We start from the raw sequence: 21,059 nt of genomic DNA, 5'->3' as shown, positions 1-21,059 counted from the left end.
CTCTTTTCCCCGGAGAAATCCAATGGCATCGGTAACCATCAACAACGTGCAGAAGGCTTTCGGAGCCACCAAGATCATTCACGACGTCAGCGTCGACATCGCCGACGGCGAGTTCGTCATCCTGGTCGGCCCGTCGGGATGCGGAAAGTCGACGCTGCTGCGCATGATCGCCGGACTTGAAACGATCTCCGGCGGGAAGATCGCCATTGGCGAACGCATGGTCAACAATCTGCGGGCGCGGGACCGCAACATCGCCATGGTGTTCCAGAACTATGCGCTCTATCCGCATATGACGGTGGCCGACAATATGGGCTTTGCGCTCAAGATCAAGAAAGCCGATCCTTCCGATACCGCCGGCCGCGTCAGGAATGCCGCCAGCATCCTCGGCCTTGAAAAGCTGCTTGAGCGCTATCCGCGTCAGCTCTCCGGCGGCCAGCGCCAGCGCGTCGCCATGGGCCGCGCCATCGTGCGCGACCCGCAGGTCTTCCTGTTCGACGAGCCGCTTTCCAATCTCGACGCCAAGCTGCGCGTCCAGATGCGCGGCGAGATCAAGGCGCTGCACCAGCGGCTCGGCACAACAACCATCTACGTCACGCATGATCAGATCGAAGCGATGACGATGGCCGACAAGATCGTCGTGCTGCATGACGGCCTGGTCGAGCAGATCGGCGCGCCGCTCGACCTCTACGACCAGCCGGCCAATCTCTTCGTTGCCGGCTTTATCGGCTCGCCCGCCATGAACTTCATTGCCGGCCGCATCGAGGAAGGCGTGTTCCGCAGCGCCGGCGGGCTGATCCTGCCGCTGCCGGAAGGCGCCCGCCCGACCGACGCTGCAGGACGCGAACTTGTCTACGGCATCCGTCCCGAGCACATCCGCGCAACTGCCCAGGGCATGCCGGGCACGGTCACGCTTCTGGAAGCCACGGGTTCGGAAATCTTCGCAAAGGTCGACTGCGCCGGCGAGGAAATTGCCTGCCTGTTCCGCGAGCGGCTGCCGCTCAAGCAGGGCGCGCAGATACGGATCGAGGTCGATCGCGCTTGCGCACACCTGTTCGACGCGAAAACCGGCCGGCGTATGTGATTGGCGTGGCCTGCGCGGCGGGTTCGCTCACGGCGGAGGTTCACTAACACTTTGAAACTATGGTGATCCCGACAACGTCATTGAGCACTGCGGCGGTAGAGCCTCAAGACAGCTACCGCTCTTACAGCATGCCAGCGGGGCATCACAGTTCAATGGCCTGCAACTCCGAAGCCGCTAACCACTCGCCTATCCTCCTGCACGCAACGGCGCTGCGGCACTTTGAGCTGCCGCATGACCCGGCCTTGGGCCCTGGAAGAAACTCCGATTTTCGGTGACGCCGACCTTCGGTTCGTCGGTCATGCGCTAGAGCCAGATACCATCTTTACGGTCGAGCGGGCCAACGCTCTCGGGTTCCGCATCAGCTTCTGCGGCTTCTGCGCCGTAGACCGTCCAGAGCATGTAGACAAAATACCCGACCTGCAAAACTATCGGGCTAATGATCGCCCAGCCGATTGAACCCGTTGCCCAATAAATCGAGATCGACACAAGGCACGACGTAGTGAGTATCCCCACCAGGACCTGAGAAACATTCATCAGTCTTTTCAAAGCGTCCCGGAGCTGACAACAGCCGAGAGGCTCTCCCAATCCAATACTCGGTACTCGATACCCCGAACCAACATCCCATTATTTTAGAGGTTGCGCAAGTACCATGTCGGGTAGCGGCTGCGACATGCAACCTTCAGTTTAAAGTTGTTTAATTCCGGCGGTCTGTCGGCTGCCAACGAAGGGTGTAAAAGCTGGTGGAGGCGATTCTCGCGGATGGCTCCGCCTGGGGCGATCGGGTGTATCCTCATCGTCGTTCGCCTTGCCCTGTCCTGCAGGCGGTTCACACCGCAGGCGGAGCAAGTTGCCGTCCTGCAAGCGGGGAAGCCGATTGGCCAAGCCAGGACGGCAGCACGGTCTGGGTCGGTCAGCCTCCCATCATCCCGGCGGATGACCTAACCTTCCAATCGGCCGCGGCCCAAAGCAGGTGCAGATATCTGGTTAGAGGAGATCCATAGACCAAAACTCCGATTAGCGTCCTAGCCCCTCTTTGATCGTCAACTGGGCAGACGAGACAGTTCGAAGTCGGTTCCATTTCTGGATAGCAGCTGCTCGGCGGACCGGAACATGTCGTCAAACGCGAGTTCATTCTCGAAGACTACCCCTCCGACGCCTATGCTCAGGACATCCTCCGCCCCTTTTGGCGCGAAATAGACTTGCGCAACGCGCGCCCGGATACGCTCACCGACCTCCTTGGCGTCTTCTTCGGTGGCACCAGGTAGAAATACCCCAAAGATGGATGTCCCTATGCGGCCGATCAGATCCTCCTCGCGCACTGATGACTTTATGGTCGAGGCTATGAGCCGCAAGGCCTCGTCGCCCCATTCAATACCAAATCGCAGGTTGATGGATCGAAGGTGTTCGGGATGGATGACCAGGAAGGCGCCCGAACGAGAGCCACGCGCAGACGGCTTCTTTACTCTCCGTTCGATGATCGAAGTAAAAGCCGCTCCGTTCAAGCAGCCCGTCAGGCCATCGTAGGTCGCTGACTTGTTTAACTCTTGCCGATAGCGGCGGATCTCAACCCGACCCCAGCCGATCAACAGGAAAAGTGGTAGCCCAATGGCGAGGGGGACGAGCGTTGCCGTGACAACGCCGCGTCCGAACGGCGTGAGCCCATCGGCGAACAGGAGCAGATAGTTGAGGGCTAGCGAAAAGCCCAAACTCCCGGCGGTCCCCAGAAGCGTCAGCCATGCGATACTCTTCCACGCCTGGGCAGAGCTGTTCGCCATCGATTTTGTCACTAACCGATCTCCTGTCAGATAGGCTGGCATAAGGCCGGCAAGTTACAAATTCGGTCTCAAAAGCCAATACAATTTGATCGATCGGACTGAATGAGCTCTGGCTGACCCACAGATGAAGCTGGAGTTGCCCGCGAGAAAGGTGGAAGACAAAAGTTAACAAACTAAGTGTCGGCGCAGGCTGAACAACCAGCAGCGCAGGCAACCGCCTGTATCAGCATGCTGCTCTAGAGCCTGCCCCGATAAAATTTGGATGGGGCTCTATTTTTTTGTTTGAGCATGATCTTTTCCCGAAAACCGGATTCCACTTTCGGTATCATGCTCCAGCTTCGGCAAGTACGGTCCCTGAGGGCTCTACGGCGAGCTGACTATCGAGGCGGGCCGAATATACCCATCTCCGTATCCATAGCTGTCACCTCCGCCTTGCCGTAGATCCCGCTCGGCAATGACAGGGCCCAGCCATTGGAAACCAGCCACGCACCGACATCCTGCCTGCCGAGCCTGCATGGGGCGGCGATAGCGAAACGATCAACTTCCGGTGGCACGAGACAATTCAGTGCGCGTCCGCGCAACCAAGAGTTGAAGGCTGCGCGCGCGCGTTGGCCGCAAGGCCAGACGACGTCAACAAAGGAACAGGTCTTGTCCATGTCAATGCTTTGGACCCCGCTGATGACCACCGTCCGTCCCATCGATTCGAAGATCGCGGACGAACTCGCAATCGGAGCGTAGAGCAGGACCTCCCCCCAATCTTGCGGCATCGGCGTTTTCGGGGGCACGGCGAGACCGAGTTCGCTGAGTGGCGGACGGGGCTCGATCCGTTCGATTTCCGAAGAATCAAGTTGTGGCGGAGCGATGAGGTCCTGAACAATCTTGCGTGCCGGCACTCGCCGTTGAGCGTCGAGAACGGTTGCGCCCGGTCGGGTTAGCTGTTTGCTGCGAATATCATGAGACGGCGCAGGAACAGGCCGGTCGACCGAAAGCAAAGCCCCGCCCTGAATGATCAGGAGGAGCCCGGCCAGAAGCTCCAGGCCTGCGAGCGCTACAGCCAAGCGGATGCGGCTCGGCCTGCCCATCAGGTCGAGAAGGCCCTACGGGTTCCCGCCGGGTCAAAAACCCGACGTCGATTTGGCAACCAATTTGAGCGCACCCTTTTCAACTCGATAGAACGGCATCGATCGCTGGCTGGATCCGTCGGCGCGAAACCGGAATAGACCTGTGGATCCGCGAAACCCGCTCGGATTTTCGAGTACCTGTTTGCTGAAGCCATCGGGTCCAACCGCGCTGGCGATCCCAGCAGTCAGGGCAACCATATCATAGGCGTAGGCGACATTGACGTCGGGCTGATAGTTATAGGTCGTCTTGAAGCGGTCGGCGATTGGTCCGGTTTCGCGCGGATCGAGCGTGGCGATATAGGCCCCTTCAAACAGCGGTTCGATGGGGCGTTCCAGCCAGCGGTTTGTTCCCACCACAGCGATTGTTCTTCCCGGGATACCCTTCGATTTCAGGGCGGCAAGGATTTGCAGCGGGCTGTCGTCTCCGCTGGCGACAATGACGGCGTCCGGAGCATCCACGAGTGAGTTCATGTCGGTGACCGCTTTGGTGCCGCCGTCGCCTGCCGAGTACGGGATAGTGACCGCCAGCGTTGCGCCATAGATGCTTAGGCTGTTCGCGACCCGCTTTTCAACGGCACTGCCATTCGAGCCTGCGACAAGCAATACGAACTTCTTGCTGCCTTTCGCCGCGATGCCTGCGGCGCCCGCCGCCGCGCTGTCTGCCTCGCTGAGGCGCACGGCATAAACGCCTGGACCGCCTGCGAAATTGTTGGCAAGTGCCAACACCGGCGGCCGTTTCGGTCCCGACAATTTGGCAATACGCTGCGCCGCCGGCAGTTCGGTCGGACCGATGACGACTTTCGCCCCCGTCGTGATCGCCTTTATCGACAATTCGCTGGCGTGTGCACTGTCGCCCTGCGTGTCCTCGACCGTCAGTGTGAGCAATCCGTTGTCAAGATCCGCCATTGCGAGTTTTGCGGCATCGAGCATCTTCCTGCCGGTTTCCCCCGTGGCTCCAGGGGCGGACAAGGGCAGCAGCATCGTGATCTTCGTCGAACCACTGCCGATCGATTGCGTCGCCTGGGCTCGGCCCGCAACTGCGGCGTCATTCTGCACTCCGGGTGCGGCGATTGCAGCCGGATCGAGCGCTTCGGAAACGCTGCCTTTCGACTGGCAACCTGACAATGTCACGGCGAGCGCAAAGGCGATTGCCCTCGTCCGCAGCCAGAGGACCTGTCGGCCAGCTTCCATGATTTTCCACCCTACGTGCCGCCGGGTCACTTCCCGGTCTGATCTTCCAGTCATGTCACGGCTGAGTTGCGCCGTCTTGTGGTTCTTTAGCCTGCAAAAAGCCGGGCTCTGAGCGTCCTGATCACGGCGTGTGCCAGCCGCGGCTCCAGGCCGTAGATCGACGACTGGCAGGTCGCAAATGCCTTCAGCGTTTCTCTCGTCCATTCCTGGGTGGCATCGCAGCGCGTCGGCCGCAACCGTTCGGGCAAAGCATTTTGTATTTTAGTGGATTGTTCCGACGCACCCGCGCCGGCATGCATGGCAAGCAGGTCAAAACCGACCAAGGCGATCGTTCCGGCGATCGCCCGCAGCAGTGTTCGGTCGGCCATCATTGTCAGCCAGCCGGCGCGTCGCCGCCGTTTTGGTCAGTTCATGTACTCGACCATGCGGTCGTGGAAACACTCGCATTTATTGAGGTAGTCGTCGTCGCGATAATTTGTCTTCAAATAGCCGTAAGCCTTGCCGCAGGCGACCTTGGCCTCGGAGGCCCAGACGAAGACAGGCCGTGACGAATGGATCCATTCCGAGCTGTTGGCGACGGCGACAGACTCGTCCATCAGTTGCACTACCTGGTTCTTGAGATCGACGATGTTGTCGGTCTGCACCAGGTTGGACGTGCCGACGACGCGACAATAATCGACCGACGGACCTTCGATGATGTCGGCGGCATACCCCGTCGATCCAACAGCCAGGAACAGTGTTGCACCGGCAGCCAGAAGTCTTGCAGACTTTTTCATGATGAATTCCCCTCTACCATTCGAATGTATAGCATGGCACCTAGCCCGTGCACTATTCATCTAAACCGCATTGGCCGTGGTCGTATGCTGGGTTATCCCGTCGTCATAAAGCAGCGTGATCGTGCTGGACACCGGCACGTTGGTTAGCGTGGCCACATCCACGAAATTGGTGCCGTTGGCCGTACCGTCGGCATCGACGCTTAGCGTGCCGGTTCCCGCATCGTAGTTCACGAACTCGCCGATATTGGCCCCCCCGGGGGCTGTGTCGAACAACGACGTCAGGTCGATCACGTCGCCCTGGCCGCCGGCGCCGCTGTAGTCGGAGATGAGATCCTTGATGTCCAGTTGGTCGAGTTTGAACGTATCAGCACCGTTTCCTCCAGTCATTGTGTCTTGGCCGAAACCTCCAACGAGGAGATCGTTGCCGTCGCCACCGCTGATAAGATCGCTGCCACCGCCGCCGCTGAGGAAATCATTGCCTCCCCTGCCTATGATGACGTCATTGCCGCCATTGCCATTGAGGTGGTCGATACCGGATGTGCCATAGATCTGGTCGGCCAAGGTGGCATCGCCATTCACCGTTATTCCGGGATCGCCTGGATCATGGGAGAAGAATTCGAATCTGACTGCGCGGGCCTGGTAGTTGCCGCCATCATTGTCGAAATAGGAAACTGTCCATGTGTCGCCGGCGGCCGGTGGATTTGCGATCAGATAGTCCGCAAGCGTCGTCGTCGTTGCGACCCCGGCGCCGTCGAGAAGGAAGATATGGTCATAGTCGACGGTCGCCTTCATCAGGCCGGTGGCCGGGTCGTAGGTCCAACTCTGCTCGAATGTTCCGCCAGTCAAATCGTCTTCAATAACTGCAAAACGGTTCGCTCCGATCCTGATCTCGACTTGAACTTCCTGCTCGCGATGCGATCCCGCACTGCCGTCTCCGAAGACACCTGGATTGCGTTCCCCTAGCGGGATCGGAGTTACGAAGGGCGACTCCTGGAAGTCGGTGTAGACTACTATTGTCGAGCCATGAGGATCTGCCGTTATGGCGCTTACCGTGGCTTGGGACAGGCTCAGATTCTGGGTCTGGTCATTTCCGGACGTGAGCGGGCTGTTGCCATTACCCACCTGTGCGGTATCGCTGGGCAAGCTGGTCGGCGGGACTTCGTGGATGCCGACAGTCTGAGTGACGTGGGCGGTGCCGTCGAAGACGTCCAGCGATAGATTGACGTTGACGGTGTCGGTTACCGTTGCGGTCGGCCTGTAGACCAGGTCGTCCAGCAGGTTGATGCCGCCGGCCGGATCGTAGAGCACAGTGCCGGCCGTCAGGGCGATGTAGGTGACGCCATCGAAATAGAACGTGCCTGTGGGGATCGTCCCCGTCGCGGTGACGATGAGGTTATCGCCATCCGCATCGGTCGGGATGGTCACCAGCAAGGGATATCCGTCGGGATAGCTCGGCGTGCTCAAAGTTTGCTGTGCCGGATCGCTCGACATCCAGTTCTGGGTGTTTGCGGCAACCGGGGCATTGTTGACNCGCTGTCCGACAGGGTGATGGTCAGCGTCGTCGTCGACAGGTCGCCGTCGCCGTCCATGATGGTGTAGACGAACGTGTCGGTGGCGCCGCCGGCCGGCACGGCGTTGGCAAAGCCGTCATAGCTGTAGGTGCCGTTGGCGTTCAGCGTCAGCGTGCCGTAGGTGCCGGCAATGCCGGCGCCGCCCAGCCCGCCGCTCACCGGGCTGGCGGTGTTGCTGCCGGCGGCCACGCCGACAACGCCGCCACCGGCGGCCGCACCGTCGGCGCCGAACACGTCGTCGGTGCCGTCGCTCAGCACGTTGCCGGTGGCGACGGCGCCCTCGGCCACGCTGTTGGTGTTGGCGTTCGCCGTCGGCACGTCGTCGACGACGTCGATGGTGAGCGTATCGTTGGCGCTCTGCCCGTCCTGGTCGGTCAGCACCACTGCAAAGTTCTCGAACAGGCTGTTCTCACCGAGGGCGGTGGGATGTGCCTCATTGTCGAGGAGCGTGTAGGTGTAGCTCACCTGACCTGTCGCGGCATCGTAGGCCGTCACAGCCAGCGTGTTGCCCTCCGGCGTCGTGAACGAGCCCGCCGTGAACACGCCGTTGGTGATGAAGGCCTGACCACCGATCGTCAGCGAGGCAATGCCGTCGGGCGAGGAGATGGTGAAGGTGCCCGTACCGGTCTCGGCCGTGCTTGACGGGTTCGACCCAGGCCCGCCCGGCGTCCCGACATTCAATGCCTCTTCATTCACCGTCACGTCGCCGCCACGGGCCTCGGGCGTCAGGTCGCTGATCACCGGCGGTGCATCGCCGATCGAGATTGTCAGTGTCGTGTGCGACAGGTCGCCGTCGCCATCCTTGATGGTGTAGGTGAACACGTCGTCGACGCCGCCGGGCGTGCCGGCATCGCGCGCATAGCTGTAGGTGCCGTCCGCGTTCAGCGTCAGCTTTCCGTAAGTCCCCTGGATCTGCACGCCAAGCGTACCAGCGTCGTCCAGATCGGAATTCGTCGTGCCGCTCGTGACCCCGACCACCGTCGCACCATCGGCGCCCTGCGTGTCGGCCGCCCCGTCAGTCACGTTGACGTCAAGGCCGTCTGTCCCGCCAGTAAGCACATTACCCGTCGCGGGGCCGAACTGACCCGCCGCGATGCTGTCCGTGTCGGCAATCGCCGTCGGCGCGTCGTCGACGATGTTGATGGCCAGGTTGCCTGGCGCTGCCGGATCGCCGTCGGCGTCCGTCACCGCGACCGGGAGGTTTACGCTGGTGGCGTCGCCGGAGGTGTTGTCGATGAGCGTATAGGAATAGCTGATCGTGCCGAGGCCGGTCGCGGGATCATAGACATAGCTCGCCGTCAGCGAGCCGGTCGCGTCGGTGAAGGTCTGGGGCACACCGGTCAGCACGTGGCCGCCCAGCGAGACTTCCGACACGCCGTCCGGCGAGGTGAAGCCGATCGTGCCAGAGGTCGTCTCCGAGGCCGCAGGCTCATTCGAGCCTTGTGACTCGCCGTTGCGTGCCGGCAGGCCAGCCTCATAGACCGTGGCCGAGGCTACAGGATCAATCGAAGGGATAGAGTCTTTCTCCCTGACGCCAATCGTCAGTTCCCGCGGCTCCAAACGGCCAAACTGCAAGGCCGTCGGCGGCAGCAACGCTGACAGATCGAATCCATTGCCGATCCCGCCGACTGGAACCGCGAAGTTTCCGCCGGCGCTGCCCGGCGTCCCGTTTCCCGGCCCCGCCGAGATCGAGCCGTCGGCGCCGAACGCAATGTCGACATGGCTTGCTTCAAGCGCCGCCAGCAAGGCGACGCGCGGCACCTCAACGTCGCCGAGAATAAAGGTCGGCACGTTCAGGGCACCGTCCTTGATGACGACCACCGAGCCGTCTGGCTGTTCGAGCAGAAGGTGGCGGCCATCGACTCGGATATTGTCGATGGCGACGTTGGCCGGAAATCTCACGGTGTTGCTGGCGTCGGCCACATATTCATGCGGCGCCGCAGCCGCTGGTGCATTGGCCGCTGCCGGCGCTTCCGTTTGCACTGGTGCGCCGTTGCCCACATCCGCCGGCACCGGCTCGGCTGCTGCCGGTTGCCCGGTCGAGGCTGCTTGCGCGACCTGGATTCCTGCCACCGATGCCAGGCCGCTGTGTTCATTGGAAGCAGAATGTTCGTCCGAGGGACCTGAAACACTGTCCAATTCGGTAATGGTCGCCATAGCTGAAACCCCTCCGGTATTTCTCTGGAAGAGACAGCGGTCACCTCGGCTTTGCAACAGTCTGGTAATCTATTCCATATATCCTAATATGCATCTGCCACTATTTTTTACGCATGGTAAACCACATTTATATAACCCAATATATGTTGCCGCCGCAGGCCAATTTACTGGCAATCCTTACGACAACGATGCGGAAAAATAAGTATAAATATATATAAAATTTTATACAAAATAGACGTAGCCCTTTGCGACAAAGTTATCCACCTTCCTTTCCAATAATTTGAGACAAGATTGGTAGCGTCCACAGTCAAAGGTGGGCGTTATGAAAAAAGAAAAGGCTGGCCTGGCAACCGGGCTCAAAATGCTTTTGTTGGCGATCGGCCTTGTCGGCCTGTCGCAGCCAGCACTCGCGAATGCCATCGTGGCGGATGTCGCTGCGGCCGGCGCGCTGCTGGAAAAGGTGCAGGCGCCGCCATGCCTCGGCGGCGTTTCGCTGGCGAGATTTCAGCCTTGGCGGCCTGCTGAAGCTTACCGCACAGAGATGTTTCCCGGCAGCTACGGGCCAGCCGTTGCTGATTACGGGGAGGCTCTTTCGACGTCGCGAGGCGATGCCGGCATAGATCCTGTGCAGACGGCGGCGATAATCCCCGGTGTGTTCGGATCGGTTGCCTTGTCCATGCGCAACGCTCCCGTCTCGGCGCGCTGGGCACCTGTCTACAGGGCCATCGCCGGCTGCTCTGCGAGCAGTGCGTGCGAGCGCAAGAGCGCTGCTTTTGCCGAGATCGTTAACGCTGTCAAAGACCGGGGATTCAGCGACAAGCTGTCCTTCGTCAACAGCAGCATAAACCGCGCGCTTGCCTACAGGAAAGACAGTGCAGTTTACAGCAGGCTCGACTATTGGGCGAAGCCTTCGGAAATCCTCGAGCGGCGGGCTGGCGACTGTGAGGATTTTGCCATCCTCAAGATGGCGGCACTGCTGCGGGCCGGCATCCCGGCGCAGAGCATGTCGCTTGTTGTTCTCCAGGATCGCCGCAGAAAATTCTTTCATGCCGTGCTGTCGGTGAGTACGGACAGCGGCACATTCATCCTCGACAGTCTCAACAACACTGTTTTGAAAGACAGCGATCTCCCTGATTATCTGCCGCTGTATTCCTTCAGCACTGACCGTGCGTGGATCCATGGCGCAAAACCAGGGGGCGCGCAAATGGCCGACGTCAAAGGCGCTTTCGCAACGGTTGCTCCTGGCGAAGGTTCGGAGCCGGATGTGTCCCTGTGAAAATTACGCAAAGCATCGTCAGCCAGGATTGAGCTGCACTTGCCCGGAGCGGCAGCTCTAAAGCGCGTCGCATCTGAACGGATTCATGCGACGCGCTTTAAGTTCTTGTTTTTATGCATATCGCAAAAACCGCTGCGCATCCTCGGGTCAAGCCCGAGGGCAAGCTTTTGCGCGACATGCATTAGCCGTTGACGAACGCCATCAGCAGCTCCGGTTCCGGTACGGGCGCCCGCACTGCATTCAATTGACCCCGATACCGACGTTCGCCGGCGCCGATGACGAAGCCGCTGGCGATCGGAACGTCGCCATTGGCATCGAGTCGGGCAAAAATGTCGGCGACATTGAGATCCAGCGCCAGCTTGAGATCTTGTCGTGCATCGTTGTTTGGTCCGGTCGGCAACTGACGCTTGACCAATTGCTGGAACGGAGCATTGAAAGTCAGGATCTTCTTCGATGACGCCAAGGCAAAAGCGGGCGAGGGGCAGGCAACCAATATGGCATTGATCGTTCTGATCGATGCAAGCTTTCGTAGGATCAGGTTTTCATCCGCCAGCCCGAGTATGCAGGCCACCCGTATCGCCGACGTCAGATTACCAGTCTTGGTTTGATTTTTGGCGATCTCGTCGATCAGCATGCCGATCGTGCATTTCCTATTTTCAGCCATCTGCTTCAGCGACATCCAGAAAGCCTTTTCCAGACGAATGCCGCGGCGTATGCCGCCACGCGCGACAACCCGGAACTCCAGCCCGAAATCCTCTCTGGTGATCGGCAGAAGCAACCGATCATGGCTGCTGGGAGGAGAATTGGCGCTACCGCTCACTCATCGCCTCCTGACGCGCCTTGTTGATCGGCTTCAAAAGGTAACTGAGGATCGTCTTGCGTCCTGTCTTGATATCGACTGAACAGATCATGCCGGGGATGATCGAATAGGCCTTGCCGTCCCTTTCAAGGGTCGACTTGTCCGTCGCGACACGCACCTGGTAAAAGGGCTCACCCGTTTTCTCGTCGACCAGGCTGTCGGCGGTGATGTTGGAGACCTTGCCTTCGATGCCGCCGAAGATCGAGAAGTCATAAGCGGTGACTTTTATCAGCGCCTCCTGGTCGGGACGAATGAAAGCGACATCGCGTGGCGAGACGCGCGCTTCGACCAGCAAGGTTTCGGAGGTGGGCACAATGCCTGCCACGACCGAGCCAGGCTGGACGAAGGCGCCAACCGTGTTTAGCTCCAGTGTATTGACGATGCCGTCCACCGGCGAACGGATATCGGTGCGCGCCACCTTGTCGGTGGCCCCACGAATGGTTTCGTCCACGACCGAAAGCTCGGCCAGCGCCTGCGTCAGTTCATCCAATGCTTCCTGTTGCAGCTGGAGGCCAAGCTCCTCGACCTGGAGCTGGGCTTCGGTGATCGTTGACCTGATCTTCTTGACTGTCTCACCGGACAGGTTCAGCTGACCATTGAGTTCGGTCTGCTCCCGTTCAACCCGGATTTGCTCTGTCCTGGCCATCAGCCCCTTTTTGACCATTGATCCAACCAGTTTTGCCTCTTGGTCACTAACAGCCAGATTCTTGGTGAGGCGGTCGGAATTGGCGGCTGCTTCGTCCAGTTCCTTCTCGCGCTGGTCGAGGCGCGATTTGAGAACCGACAATTTATTGTCGAAGTTTTCGCGCCGGGCTGTGAGGAGCTTTTGTTCATTCTCGCAGATTTGCGGAGCGATCGACTGAATGTCGGCCGGGCACGGAAAGGGCCCTGCGAGATTGCCGCTTTGTTCATATTTGAGCCTTGCGATCCGCACTTCCAGCGCGCGTGACTTGGCCTGCTGCTCGCCAAGGCTGGACGTATTCAGCGTGTTGTCGAGGCGAATGATCAGGTCGTTTTTCCTGACGACCTGCCCAATCTTGACGGCGATTTCCTGGACGACGCCGGCTTCGCTGGCCTGTATGATTTGGGTCTTGGACGCCGGGATGACCTTGCCGTCGCCGCGTGCGATTTCATCGACTTCGGCAAAAGACGCCCAAGCAACAAAAACGACGAAGAGCGCTCCTATGATGAATATGGACGCCGACGCAAAAAGCGGCGGACGATCTTCTTTGGCAAGCATTTCCTTACGCCCCATTATATTGAACTCGCTCAATATAATCTATTTTTATCAGCCACTTTTCTGCAGTGCCTTTACGACCTGTTCCTTTGGCCCGTCTGCCACTATCCTGCCTTGCTCGACAACGACAAGCCGATCCACCAGCTCAAGCATGCTGTAGCGGTGGGTTGACACGATCAGCGTCGTGTTTTCATCGAAGGCCATTTTGAGCTGTTTGATCAACTGTCTTTCCGAGGCGAGATCCATTGAGCCTGACGGCTCGTCCAGGAAGACGATTTTCGGCTTGGTCAGCAGCAGGCGCGCAATTGCCACCGTCTGTCGCTGCCCCCCCGAGAGATTGGTACCCCGCTCGCCGACATTCATGTCATAGCCGCGCGGGTGGCGAGAGACGAACTCGTCGACGCCGGCAGCCTTTGCGGCGTCGATGATTTCCTCATCGGTCGCTTCGGGGCACGCCATCAGGAGATTTTCCTTGATGGTGCCTGAAAACAGATCGCCGGCCTGGGCGACGATTCCTACCGCAGCGCGAACCTCCGACGGGTGGTATTGGCGGATGTCGATGCCGTCGAGCAAAAGCTCTCCCGAGGTCGGAAGGAAAAGCCTGCCGATCAGGCGACCCATCGTTGTCTTGCCGGACCCTATGCGGCCAATGATGCCGATCCGTTCTCCCGGTTTGACCGAAAAATTGAGGCCGGTCAGAACCTCGTTTTCCGAACCGGGATAGACGAACCCGACATTCCTGAACACCATCGCACCGTTGCGGATGGGGCGGTTGACGAAGCCCACCGTGTCCGGTCGGTCTTCCGGTTGAGCCATGATCGAATTGATGATTCTCAACGAGAGCATGGCTTGCCGCAGTCTCGAAAGCGTGATGGCGATCTGGCCAAGCGGAGCAACCGCGCGGCTCGCCAGCATGACCGTGCCTATTATTGCTCCCGTAGAAACATGGCCTTCCGAGAAGGCATAGGCGCCGGCTACGACCAGGGCGACGGTCACAAGCTGCTGTATGGCCTGGGTGATGTTGCCGGCGGCGGCCGAAAGCTGCTTGATCTTTTCGGACGTGTTGGCAGCGTTCTTGGAGTGCTCGCCCCATCTCCGCAGCAGATACGCTTCGGCCCGCAGCGATTTGATCGTCTCCAGCGTCGAAATGGATTCGACCAGCAAGGCCTGGCGCTGAGAAGCTTCGTTCATCGAGGCGGCGACTCGCTTGCCGATACGTCGCTGCGTAATCAGCCCGACGATGACCGACGCCACGAAGGCCAATGCCGGTATCACCACCAGCCAGCCGCCTATCGCATAGATGACCAGAAGAAAGACGAACACAAAAGCCGTATCGATGAAGACGCTGATGGTGTTGGAGGTGAAGAACTCCCTCACGAATTCATATTGGGTCACGCGATTTGCGTATTCACCGGTCGAGCCAGGGCGCGCTGACAGAGACGAGTTGAGGACTTTTTCGAATAGAAGATATGATATTCGCAGATCTGCTTTGCGCCCGGCATAGTCGATGAGAGACGCCCTGGCGGTCTTCAAAAGCAGATCGAACAGAATGACGGCGCCGATGCCGATTGCCAGAACCCACAGCGTTGAAGTTGCCTTGTTCGGCAGGATTCTGTCGTAGACGTTCATGGTGAAGATCGGCGAGGCGATGGCCAGCAGATTGATGAATATCGCCGACAGGACCACTTTCGAATAGGTGCGCCAGAAGGCGCCCATCGTTCCCGTCAGCCAGTGACGCCTTTCTATCTTCGCCGCGGAACCGACCTTCATTCCTTCGGCGGCATTGGCATAGGTTATCGAAAAGGAAACCCCGCCACTGATGAAACTGGCGGCAAGCTCGGATTTGGCGATGATCGTGCGGCCATCTTCCTGCGGGGCGGTCGTATATGCGCCGTCTTGCATCTCTGCCAGCAGGGCAACAGGCAACTGGCTGACGCGAAAGAGAATGGCGGGAAGATCGACACGACCGCGCAGAAAATCCCGGTGGCTGAATTCCTGGACCTCCAGACCGATCCGTTCGGCAAGATGCCTGATGTCCTCCACCTCTATTCGCGTCTCCGAAAGCGGAACCCCGGCGAACAGGACTGTTTCGGCGCTCGGTCTGCCGAGATATCCGGCAACAGCCGAAAAGCAGGCCTTGAATGCCTCTTTAGGGGAGAGGATGTTGGGTTGCTGGTTCACGATCTGCCCGCAAGGACTCTCGATCGATCCTTAAACCAAGCTATTTTTTCCTGACCGGGGCGAGGATGTCGAAAGGCAGATCATTTTTCTGTTCCGACGGGGTGCGCGCATAGGTTTCGGTGTCAGCAGTCTCCGGCGTTGCAAACTCGGTCCTGGCATAAGCCGCCGCTTGTTTTGCCGGCTGAAGGTTCATCGTTTTCAGCAACTGCCCGGTCGCCGCCAGCAGCCGATACTCGGCGAACAGCGATGCGTAGGAGGCAGTATCCGCCAGCGTTGCGGTGTTGAACCGCGTATTTTGCGCATCAAGCACGTCGAGCAGCGAACGCTGTCCGACCTTGAATTGTTCGCGATAGGAGGCGACGAGCCTTTCGCTTGCGGAGGCTTGCTGCCTCAACGTCTTTGCAAGTTCGGCTTGCCGGAAACGGCGATCCCACGAGATGCGGACGGCTTCCTCGATTTCGCGCAAGACCTGATGCAATCCGAGTCGCTGCTCGCTGGTGCGGCGGATCTGTTCTTGTTCGTTGGCCTTGTCGATACCTCCGCGATAGAGATTCCAGCGCAGCACGACCCGCGCTTGCAGGTCGCTGGCGTCGCCGTCATCGCCATCAATATCATATCCGGCCCGGGCACGGCCTTCAGCGACGATAGCGGGCCCGAATTTAGCCCGGGCTGCGTCCACCAGTGAAGCAGCAGCGTCGATATCGCTGTTGGCCATGTGAACGCGCGGATTGTTCTCGCGCGCCAGTCCCAGAGCCTCATCAAGCGACCTTGGCAGCGCGCCGCCAACACTCCCTGGCCTTGAGGCGTTGGTCAGCGGCTTGCCGACGGTCTTGAAGAACCGTATTTTGGCCGCTTCCAGTTCTTCGGTGGCTTCCTGCATGCGTGCCTTGGCGGCGAAGAGGCGCTCCTCGGCCTGTTGCCGGTCGGCCTCGTTCAACGCACCACCCGCGATGCCTTGCCGGATATCTCCGAGAATCCCCTGATGGAAGCCCAGGTTCTTTTTCGCCTCCGAAACAATCGAGGCCTGCAGCATGTATTCAAGATAATCCTGGACGACGGAGAGCCCGATGAATTCAGATCGCTCCAGTACCCTGAAAGAAGCCCCATCGACCCGCGACGCCTGATGGTTCAGTTCGGCCCGTCGTGCTCCACTGTCGTAGAGCGTTTGCGATATCACGACACCCGCTTCCGCCGGATAGAGCCCGTCATCCTCTATAGAGAGCGCTCGTCGGGACGAATTGTCGAGGTGACGGGCTCCCGCAGATGCCTCGAGATCGATGCTGGGAAGATAGAGCCCTTTCGCTTGACGCAGTTCGAATTCGATTGCTTCGCGGTTTTCGACCGCTTGGCCGATCTCCGGATTGGACTCGACGGCCACGGCCATCGCTTCCTTGAGCGTGAGGGCACTAGCGCTCCCGCAAGCCAGCATCGAAAATGTGATGAGCAGGCCAAGGCGCTTGCCAATGGCCACTTTGATTGTCGTATTCATGGTCTACCCCACCCACGCTTCTGCCCGGTACTTTTTGTATGGCCAAGCCTTCTCACCGAAGCTTTGACAAATTATCCGATAAATTCTTCGAATACGTGAGAGTTTATTGATTTAGGGCCGGCTCTAAATAGGGTTTGGGCCATAAAGTTTCGGGGATGTAGCAAAAATGGCACATAAAACGGGCGGCTCGCCACGGTTGTGGGCTGCGCCTGCGCCTGTATTAATGCTGCTCGCCGCCTTCCTTAAGCTTCGCGCAATCTTTGCAGCCTATTCTGCTTGTCGATTGGCGAGGGAACATGACGCGCAAGCCGCTACTGCTTTTTGCCTTCCCGGCTCTCATCCTTCTGATTCTTGCAGGGGGGCGAGCAGCGACGTTCCTGCTCGGAACCTATCCGGCCAGCCCCGCTTTGTGGCGGATCTGGCTTGAACTGCGGCCGTTGTCGATGATGTTCTGGCAGCAGGTCGATCTCTATCTCAGCGGTTCAATGGCCCTTGATGCCGCCATCCTGACCGCCGCATCGATCGTCTGCTGGATGGCTTGCCGGACGCGAAAATCGGCCGCGTTCTTCTTCCTTGCCAACCACGTCGCTCTGCTTTTCGCCGCGATGATGGTCGCTTCCAGCAGCCATTCTGAAACAGCGAGCACGATTGCGGCATTCACCGCGCCGAGCGGCCATCCATTCTCGCTGATCCTCGATTTCACATGGCAGAACAGCCTGGTGCTGGGTCTGGGCACCGCAGCCTGCGCCTACTGTCATGTTGCGTTTCTCGGCGAAGCGCGACAGCGTTCCCGAGCGCTCGCCGTACGGCTTATTGCTCTGCAGCGGGATCTCTAGGACCCGGGGGCCGTCCCTTCTCGATTGGCCGAACCATCCCTCCACTTCGTCATCCCAGGGCGGAGCAAGGAGCGAAGCGACGCGGCGCAGACCCGAGGATCCATGCCGTTACGTGAGAGTGCTGCTGCGGCTCAGGACCTTTAATGCCGAGGGACAGCGCCCCCCTCTGTCCTGCCGGACATCTCCCCCACAAGGAGGGAGATTGGCAGCTTCAGCGCTCCGCTCGCTCCTGCGACGGTAGCGATTCGCGAAGCCGGTGGTGATGGCCGATCTCCCCACAAGTGGGGGAGATGTCCGGTAGGACAGAGGGGGGCGCGAAGGATCGCTACGGAGCGCTTTTATTCTGAGTCGCTGCATTGTTCGGCAGAGGTAACGGCATGGATCCTAGGGTCTGCGCCGCGTCGCTTCGCTCCTTGCTTCGCCCTAGGACGACGAAGGCGCGGGGGCTTACGGCTAATCGCAGACGTTGGAGATTGTGCAGCTGCAGGCCGGTCGGCAGTGACCGTCGACGACAGTCCCTTTCAGGCTAAGAACCAAATCCCCTGTGTAGAGGAACTAGTTGATTTTCTTGTAGTGGATCTTGCCGTCAGGCTGCACTATGCGCTGGTAGGACGGGTTTGGGGCAGGGGGCGGCGCCGCGATCCTCTTTTTGGGCGGGCGCGGCGCGTCGACGATACTGGGTTCGGTCGCTTCTTCGAGATCGGTGGCTGCTTCCGCCATGGCGCTGGTCGCGATCACGGAAGGCTCCGCGATGCTCGACATGTCGTCGTCACTGTCCAGGGGTACCACCTGTTCAAGCCGGGCAATGCTGCCTTTGACTTCGTTGAAGCTGCCCTGAAGTTGACTGTCCAGTTTTTCGAACCGGCTTTGGAAGCCGTTGTTGACCGTATCGAGCCGGGCTGCGATCCGTTGCTCGAACGATCCGAGCTGTTCCAGCCGCCGTTCAACAAGGCGCAGATCGTTGATGCCGCGGTAGAAATAGACCGCGGCCGTTATGTTCACCGCCGTGATCAGCAAGGCGCCGGCGGCGACAACGCCGATCATCCTTGCATTGCTCGGTTTCCCCACTGCAGCTTGTTCTTCAGGGTGGGTTGCCGGCCCAATGTCGATTGCCGGCATATCCGGGTCGCTGATCATCGTCATTGGACCACCACCTTTGCGCCGACCGAGACGCGCTTGAAGAGATCGATCACATCAGTGTTGGTAAGACGGAAACATCCCGATGTTCCGTCGAAGCCGATGCCCTTGGGATCGTTGGTGCCGTGGATGCGGTAGAGCGTGTCGCGCCCGTCCCGCAGCAGATAGAGTGCCCTGGCGCCGAGTGGATTGTAGGGACCGGCGGGCACCATTTCCGGCAGCTCCGGCCGGCGGGCGCGCATTTCCCTGGGCGGGCGCCATTCCGGCCATTCCGTTTTCGCCCCGACCTTGACGATGCCGGTCCAGCCAAAGCCGTCGCGTCCGACGCTGATCTGGTAGCGCAGCGCCTGGCCCTGCCGGGTCACCAGATAAAGCGCCTTCTCATCCTTGCGGATGATGATCGTGCCGGGCTGTTCCGCGGTTTGGAGAGCAACCGCCTTGCGCAGGCTGGGGCCCATTGCCGGCAGCGGTGGCCGGTCCGACAGCGCGGATCGGGCATGGGCGAATTCCCAGGCCGGCATCCCCAAGGCAAGGCCGATGATGCAGGCGCCGGCAAGCCTCGGGACGATGCGATATCTACCGTGCAGCGTCATCGAGCCGCTCTTTGAACATCCGCTTCAGGTCCTTGTTGAAGCGCGCCCGCCTATCCACTTCGGAAGGCAGGATGGCCCGGTTCAGTGCGTCGGTCAGCAGCGCATTGTCCAGGCCGACCGACTTGATGTGCGGCGCCTTGAAGATCTTCTCGAGTTCGCTGCGCGAAAAGTGGTTGCCGAACCATTTGCGTTTATGCTTGTTGGCGACCAGCGTCATGCTTACCGAATTGCCGCGCAGTTCGCGGATCTTGGTGTAGAGCCGCTTGCCTTGCCGCAGCGAGGCGACGTTGAGCTCGAAGACGATGAAGATCTCGTCGCTCGTCGAAAGCACGGAATTCTGCCAGGGGGTTTCGATATTCGGCAGGTCGATGATGATGTCGTCGAACCGGTAGGCGACGAGGTCCAGCAGCCGGAACACGAAATCGGCGCCCTGCGGCTCAAACGGCAGTTGCGGCCTCTCGAACGAATAGAGGGTCAGGCCGGACGGACGCGAAAGCCTAATGACGTCCATCAGTTCGACATCGAGCCTTTCCGGCTGGCCGATGATGCCGGCCAGGTCGAACTGGTTGAACAGGTTGAGATAGGCGCCGCAATTGGCGCTCTGGAAATCGAGGTCGACGAGGCAGGTCGAAGCCGCCCGTTCGGTGGATTTCGACGCCAGGAATTCCGCCGCCGACAGAGCGAGCGTCGTGGCGCCGGCGCCGCCGCTGGCGCTGATGAAGGTGATGATGCGGCTCTTGGTGCCCTGGTTGCCGGTGTCGTGAAAGGTGACCGCGTTCAGCAGTTCCTTGGCGTCGAGCGGCTTGTGCAGCCAGTCCGAGGCGTTCATGCGAACCAGGATACGCGTCTGTTCGGAGGTCAATTCGTCGGAGACCGCGATCAGCGGCACGGATGCCCACAAGGCGCGCGCCGCGACTATGCCGGGCTCGCCGAGCAGCTCGCCACTGGCCAGGTCGAGGATGACGATGCCCGGGCGCGTTTCAGCGGGCGGACCGTTGAGGAAGTCAGCCGTCTCGGAAATCCTGACATCGTAGATGGCCAGCGCGTCGAGCCGCGTCGCCACCTCGCGCTTGAACTGCGGATCCGAGGAGAAGAGGGCGACCTGCTTTCGTTTGGTCGGCAGAACCTTGGTGTTGATGGCGTTCATGGCGATGTACTCCTCAGGTCTTCGCCCGTGACCGTGCTCAGCATCGAGGGCATGGTAAGGTTTCCCCATCCGAGCAGGCCGCCGAGGAAGAAGAACTGGAAGGTCAGGTTCTGAAGCCTGACGGTGATTGTCGGCACCGGTCCGCCCAGCCGGGTCTGGTAGCCCAAGCCGGTGGCGGAATAGGTGATGACGACATTGTCGCGCCGAAGGCCTGAAAAGAAATGGCACATACCCGGCCGCTGGTCTGTCGCCAGCGGGACACAGGCGTCGTCGTTAGTGACTGCCGTATCGCCGCGGAAGATACGGCTGAAATTGGCGGCATTGAATGTGCCGCCATTGGTGCAAGCGCCCGTGCCGGCGGTATATGTGCAGACGAAGGGTCCATAAGCGGCAGCAACCACCGGGGCGCCCGGTGTCGTCGTCGGTGCGGCTGAAGCTAGCGCGGTGGCAACCGGATCGGAAATCGAGGCCAGACGTGCGCCGAGCTGCACGGCCTTGTTGGCGGCGTTCCACTGATAGAGGGCGTAACCGAAATCGACGAAGCCGAGAACAAGGGCAAACAGCAGTGTCGATACGATTGCCATCTCCACCGTCGTCGCGCCGCCTTCCGATTTTGCGAAACCCCTGATCAT

The 21,059-nt window shown here is 59.8% G+C and carries 19 protein-coding genes; 3 read left to right on the top strand and 16 right to left on the bottom strand.

Annotated elements, in window-relative coordinates; all coding sequences use genetic code 11:
- Positions 1-22 precede the first annotated feature (22 nt).
- Positions 23-1,081 (top strand): ABC transporter ATP-binding protein, encoded by a 1,059-nt coding sequence (locus tag CIT26_RS20935; protein WP_095494339.1) that lies wholly within the window; start codon positions 23-25, stop codon positions 1,079-1,081.
- Between the two features lie 303 nt (positions 1,082-1,384).
- Here CIT26_RS20935 and CIT26_RS20930 read toward each other — a convergent pair whose 3' ends face one another.
- The 8 genes from CIT26_RS20930 to CIT26_RS20895 form a co-directional block, all read right to left on the bottom strand.
- Positions 1,385-1,615, bottom strand: a complete 231-nt coding sequence (locus CIT26_RS20930) for a hypothetical protein (RefSeq protein WP_095494338.1) — start codon at positions 1,613-1,615, stop codon at positions 1,385-1,387.
- A gap of 506 nt (positions 1,616-2,121) precedes the next feature.
- Positions 2,122-2,868, bottom strand: coding sequence for a GGDEF domain-containing protein (locus tag CIT26_RS20925; RefSeq protein ID WP_245319507.1), 747 nt, complete (start codon positions 2,866-2,868; stop codon positions 2,122-2,124).
- A gap of 365 nt (positions 2,869-3,233) precedes the next feature.
- Positions 3,234-3,914, bottom strand: a complete 681-nt coding sequence (locus CIT26_RS20920; protein WP_245319506.1) for a thermonuclease family protein — start codon at positions 3,912-3,914, stop codon at positions 3,234-3,236.
- 57 nt (positions 3,915-3,971) lie between these two features.
- Entirely contained in the window at positions 3,972-5,168 is a 1,197-nt protein-coding gene (locus tag CIT26_RS20915) for an ABC transporter substrate-binding protein (protein WP_095494335.1), read from the bottom strand.
- Positions 5,169-5,254: 86 nt separating this feature from the next.
- Positions 5,255-5,536: a hypothetical protein gene (locus tag CIT26_RS20910; protein ID WP_143747882.1), complete on the bottom strand. Its 282-nt coding sequence runs from the start codon at positions 5,534-5,536 to the stop codon at positions 5,255-5,257.
- A gap of 36 nt (positions 5,537-5,572) precedes the next feature.
- The gene (locus tag CIT26_RS20905; RefSeq protein ID WP_095494333.1) at positions 5,573-5,944 is read right to left on the bottom strand and encodes a hypothetical protein; all 372 of its coding nucleotides are present in this window, start codon (positions 5,942-5,944) and stop codon (positions 5,573-5,575) included.
- 60 nt (positions 5,945-6,004) lie between these two features.
- Positions 6,005-7,408 carry a calcium-binding protein gene (locus CIT26_RS20900; protein ID WP_095494332.1) on the bottom strand — a complete coding sequence of 468 codons (1,404 nt, stop codon included), beginning with the start codon at positions 7,406-7,408 and terminating at the stop codon, positions 6,005-6,007.
- Complete coding sequence (locus tag CIT26_RS20895) at positions 7,405-9,672, bottom strand: Ig-like domain-containing protein (protein WP_095494331.1); 2,268 nt, start codon at positions 9,670-9,672, stop codon at positions 7,405-7,407. Before CIT26_RS20895 ends, CIT26_RS20900 begins: the two co-directional genes overlap by 4 nt.
- Before the next feature lie 322 nt (positions 9,673-9,994).
- Here CIT26_RS20895 and CIT26_RS20890 point away from each other — a divergent pair, with 322 nt between their 5' ends.
- Positions 9,995-10,948, top strand: a complete 954-nt coding sequence (locus CIT26_RS20890; protein WP_095494330.1) for a transglutaminase-like cysteine peptidase — start codon at positions 9,995-9,997, stop codon at positions 10,946-10,948.
- A 181-nt stretch (positions 10,949-11,129) separates the two neighbouring features.
- Here CIT26_RS20890 and CIT26_RS20885 read toward each other — a convergent pair whose 3' ends face one another.
- The 4 genes from CIT26_RS20885 to CIT26_RS20870 are packed head-to-tail and all read right to left on the bottom strand — an operon-like array spanning position 11,130 to position 16,714.
- Complete coding sequence (locus CIT26_RS20885; protein ID WP_095494329.1) at positions 11,130-11,768, bottom strand: ribbon-helix-helix domain-containing protein; 639 nt, start codon at positions 11,766-11,768, stop codon at positions 11,130-11,132.
- Entirely contained in the window at positions 11,758-13,047 is a 1,290-nt protein-coding gene (locus tag CIT26_RS20880; protein ID WP_095494328.1) for an HlyD family type I secretion periplasmic adaptor subunit, read from the bottom strand. Before CIT26_RS20880 ends, CIT26_RS20885 begins: the two co-directional genes overlap by 11 nt.
- Positions 13,048-13,095: 48 nt before the next feature.
- Positions 13,096-15,225 carry a type I secretion system permease/ATPase gene (locus CIT26_RS20875; protein WP_095494327.1) on the bottom strand — a complete coding sequence of 710 codons (2,130 nt, stop codon included), beginning with the start codon at positions 15,223-15,225 and terminating at the stop codon, positions 13,096-13,098.
- A 40-nt stretch (positions 15,226-15,265) separates the two neighbouring features.
- Positions 15,266-16,714 carry a TolC family protein gene (locus CIT26_RS20870; RefSeq protein ID WP_095494326.1) on the bottom strand — a complete coding sequence of 483 codons (1,449 nt, stop codon included), beginning with the start codon at positions 16,712-16,714 and terminating at the stop codon, positions 15,266-15,268.
- A 296-nt stretch (positions 16,715-17,010) separates the two neighbouring features.
- Between CIT26_RS20870 and CIT26_RS20865 the strand changes: the two genes are divergently transcribed.
- Positions 17,011-17,550 carry a hypothetical protein gene (locus CIT26_RS20865; RefSeq protein ID WP_095494325.1) on the top strand — a complete coding sequence of 180 codons (540 nt, stop codon included), beginning with the start codon at positions 17,011-17,013 and terminating at the stop codon, positions 17,548-17,550.
- 555 nt (positions 17,551-18,105) lie between these two features.
- On the opposite strand, the gene CIT26_RS20855 is transcribed toward CIT26_RS20865, so the two are convergent.
- Genes CIT26_RS20855 through CIT26_RS20840 form a run of 4 tightly spaced genes read right to left on the bottom strand, consistent with a single transcriptional unit; the run spans position 18,106 to position 21,059 of the window.
- Positions 18,106-18,687, bottom strand: a complete 582-nt coding sequence (locus CIT26_RS20855) for a hypothetical protein (RefSeq protein WP_245319504.1) — start codon at positions 18,685-18,687, stop codon at positions 18,106-18,108.
- A gap of 2 nt (positions 18,688-18,689) precedes the next feature.
- Entirely contained in the window at positions 18,690-19,280 is a 591-nt protein-coding gene (locus CIT26_RS20850) for a L,D-transpeptidase (RefSeq protein ID WP_095494323.1), read from the bottom strand.
- Positions 19,264-20,427: a CpaE/TadZ family protein gene (locus tag CIT26_RS20845; RefSeq protein WP_095494322.1), complete on the bottom strand. Its 1,164-nt coding sequence runs from the start codon at positions 20,425-20,427 to the stop codon at positions 19,264-19,266. The genes CIT26_RS20850 and CIT26_RS20845 overlap by 17 nt, the downstream gene beginning before the upstream one ends.
- Positions 20,424-21,059 (bottom strand): TadE/TadG family type IV pilus assembly protein, encoded by a 636-nt coding sequence (locus CIT26_RS20840; RefSeq protein WP_095494321.1) that lies wholly within the window; start codon positions 21,057-21,059, stop codon positions 20,424-20,426. Before CIT26_RS20840 ends, CIT26_RS20845 begins: the two co-directional genes overlap by 4 nt.

Origin of the sequence: Mesorhizobium temperatum (assembly GCF_002284575.1) — a bacterium.
Classification (GTDB): Bacteria; Pseudomonadota; Alphaproteobacteria; order Rhizobiales; family Rhizobiaceae; genus Mesorhizobium; species Mesorhizobium temperatum.
This window is presented reverse-complemented; position numbering and strand designations above follow the sequence as displayed.

Bases quoted from the DNA above. Each gene is read 5' to 3' on its own strand.
- CIT26_RS20935 (WP_095494339.1), top strand. From the start codon at position 23: ATGGCATCGGTAACCATCAACAACGTGCAGAAGGCTTTCGGAGCCACC.
- CIT26_RS20845 (WP_095494322.1), bottom strand. From the start codon at position 20,427: ATGAACGCCATCAACACCAAGGTTCTGCCGACCAAACGAAAGCAGGTC.
- CIT26_RS20855 (WP_245319504.1), bottom strand. From the start codon at position 18,687: ATGATCAGCGACCCGGATATGCCGGCAATCGACATTGGGCCGGCAACC.
- CIT26_RS20915 (WP_095494335.1), bottom strand. From the start codon at position 5,168: ATGGAAGCTGGCCGACAGGTCCTCTGGCTGCGGACGAGGGCAATCGCC.
- CIT26_RS20850 (WP_095494323.1), bottom strand. From the start codon at position 19,280: ATGACGCTGCACGGTAGATATCGCATCGTCCCGAGGCTTGCCGGCGCC.
- CIT26_RS20840 (WP_095494321.1), bottom strand. From the start codon at position 21,059: ATGATCAGGGGTTTCGCAAAATCGGAAGGCGGCGCGACGACGGTGGAG.
- CIT26_RS20870 (WP_095494326.1), bottom strand. From the start codon at position 16,714: ATGAATACGACAATCAAAGTGGCCATTGGCAAGCGCCTTGGCCTGCTC.
- CIT26_RS20890 (WP_095494330.1), top strand. From the start codon at position 9,995: ATGAAAAAAGAAAAGGCTGGCCTGGCAACCGGGCTCAAAATGCTTTTG.
- CIT26_RS20910 (WP_143747882.1), bottom strand. From the start codon at position 5,536: ATGGCCGACCGAACACTGCTGCGGGCGATCGCCGGAACGATCGCCTTG.
- CIT26_RS20930 (WP_095494338.1), bottom strand. From the start codon at position 1,615: ATGAATGTTTCTCAGGTCCTGGTGGGGATACTCACTACGTCGTGCCTT.
- CIT26_RS20865 (WP_095494325.1), top strand. From the start codon at position 17,011: ATGACGCGCAAGCCGCTACTGCTTTTTGCCTTCCCGGCTCTCATCCTT.
- CIT26_RS20905 (WP_095494333.1), bottom strand. From the start codon at position 5,944: ATGAAAAAGTCTGCAAGACTTCTGGCTGCCGGTGCAACACTGTTCCTG.
- CIT26_RS20880 (WP_095494328.1), bottom strand. From the start codon at position 13,047: ATGCTTGCCAAAGAAGATCGTCCGCCGCTTTTTGCGTCGGCGTCCATA.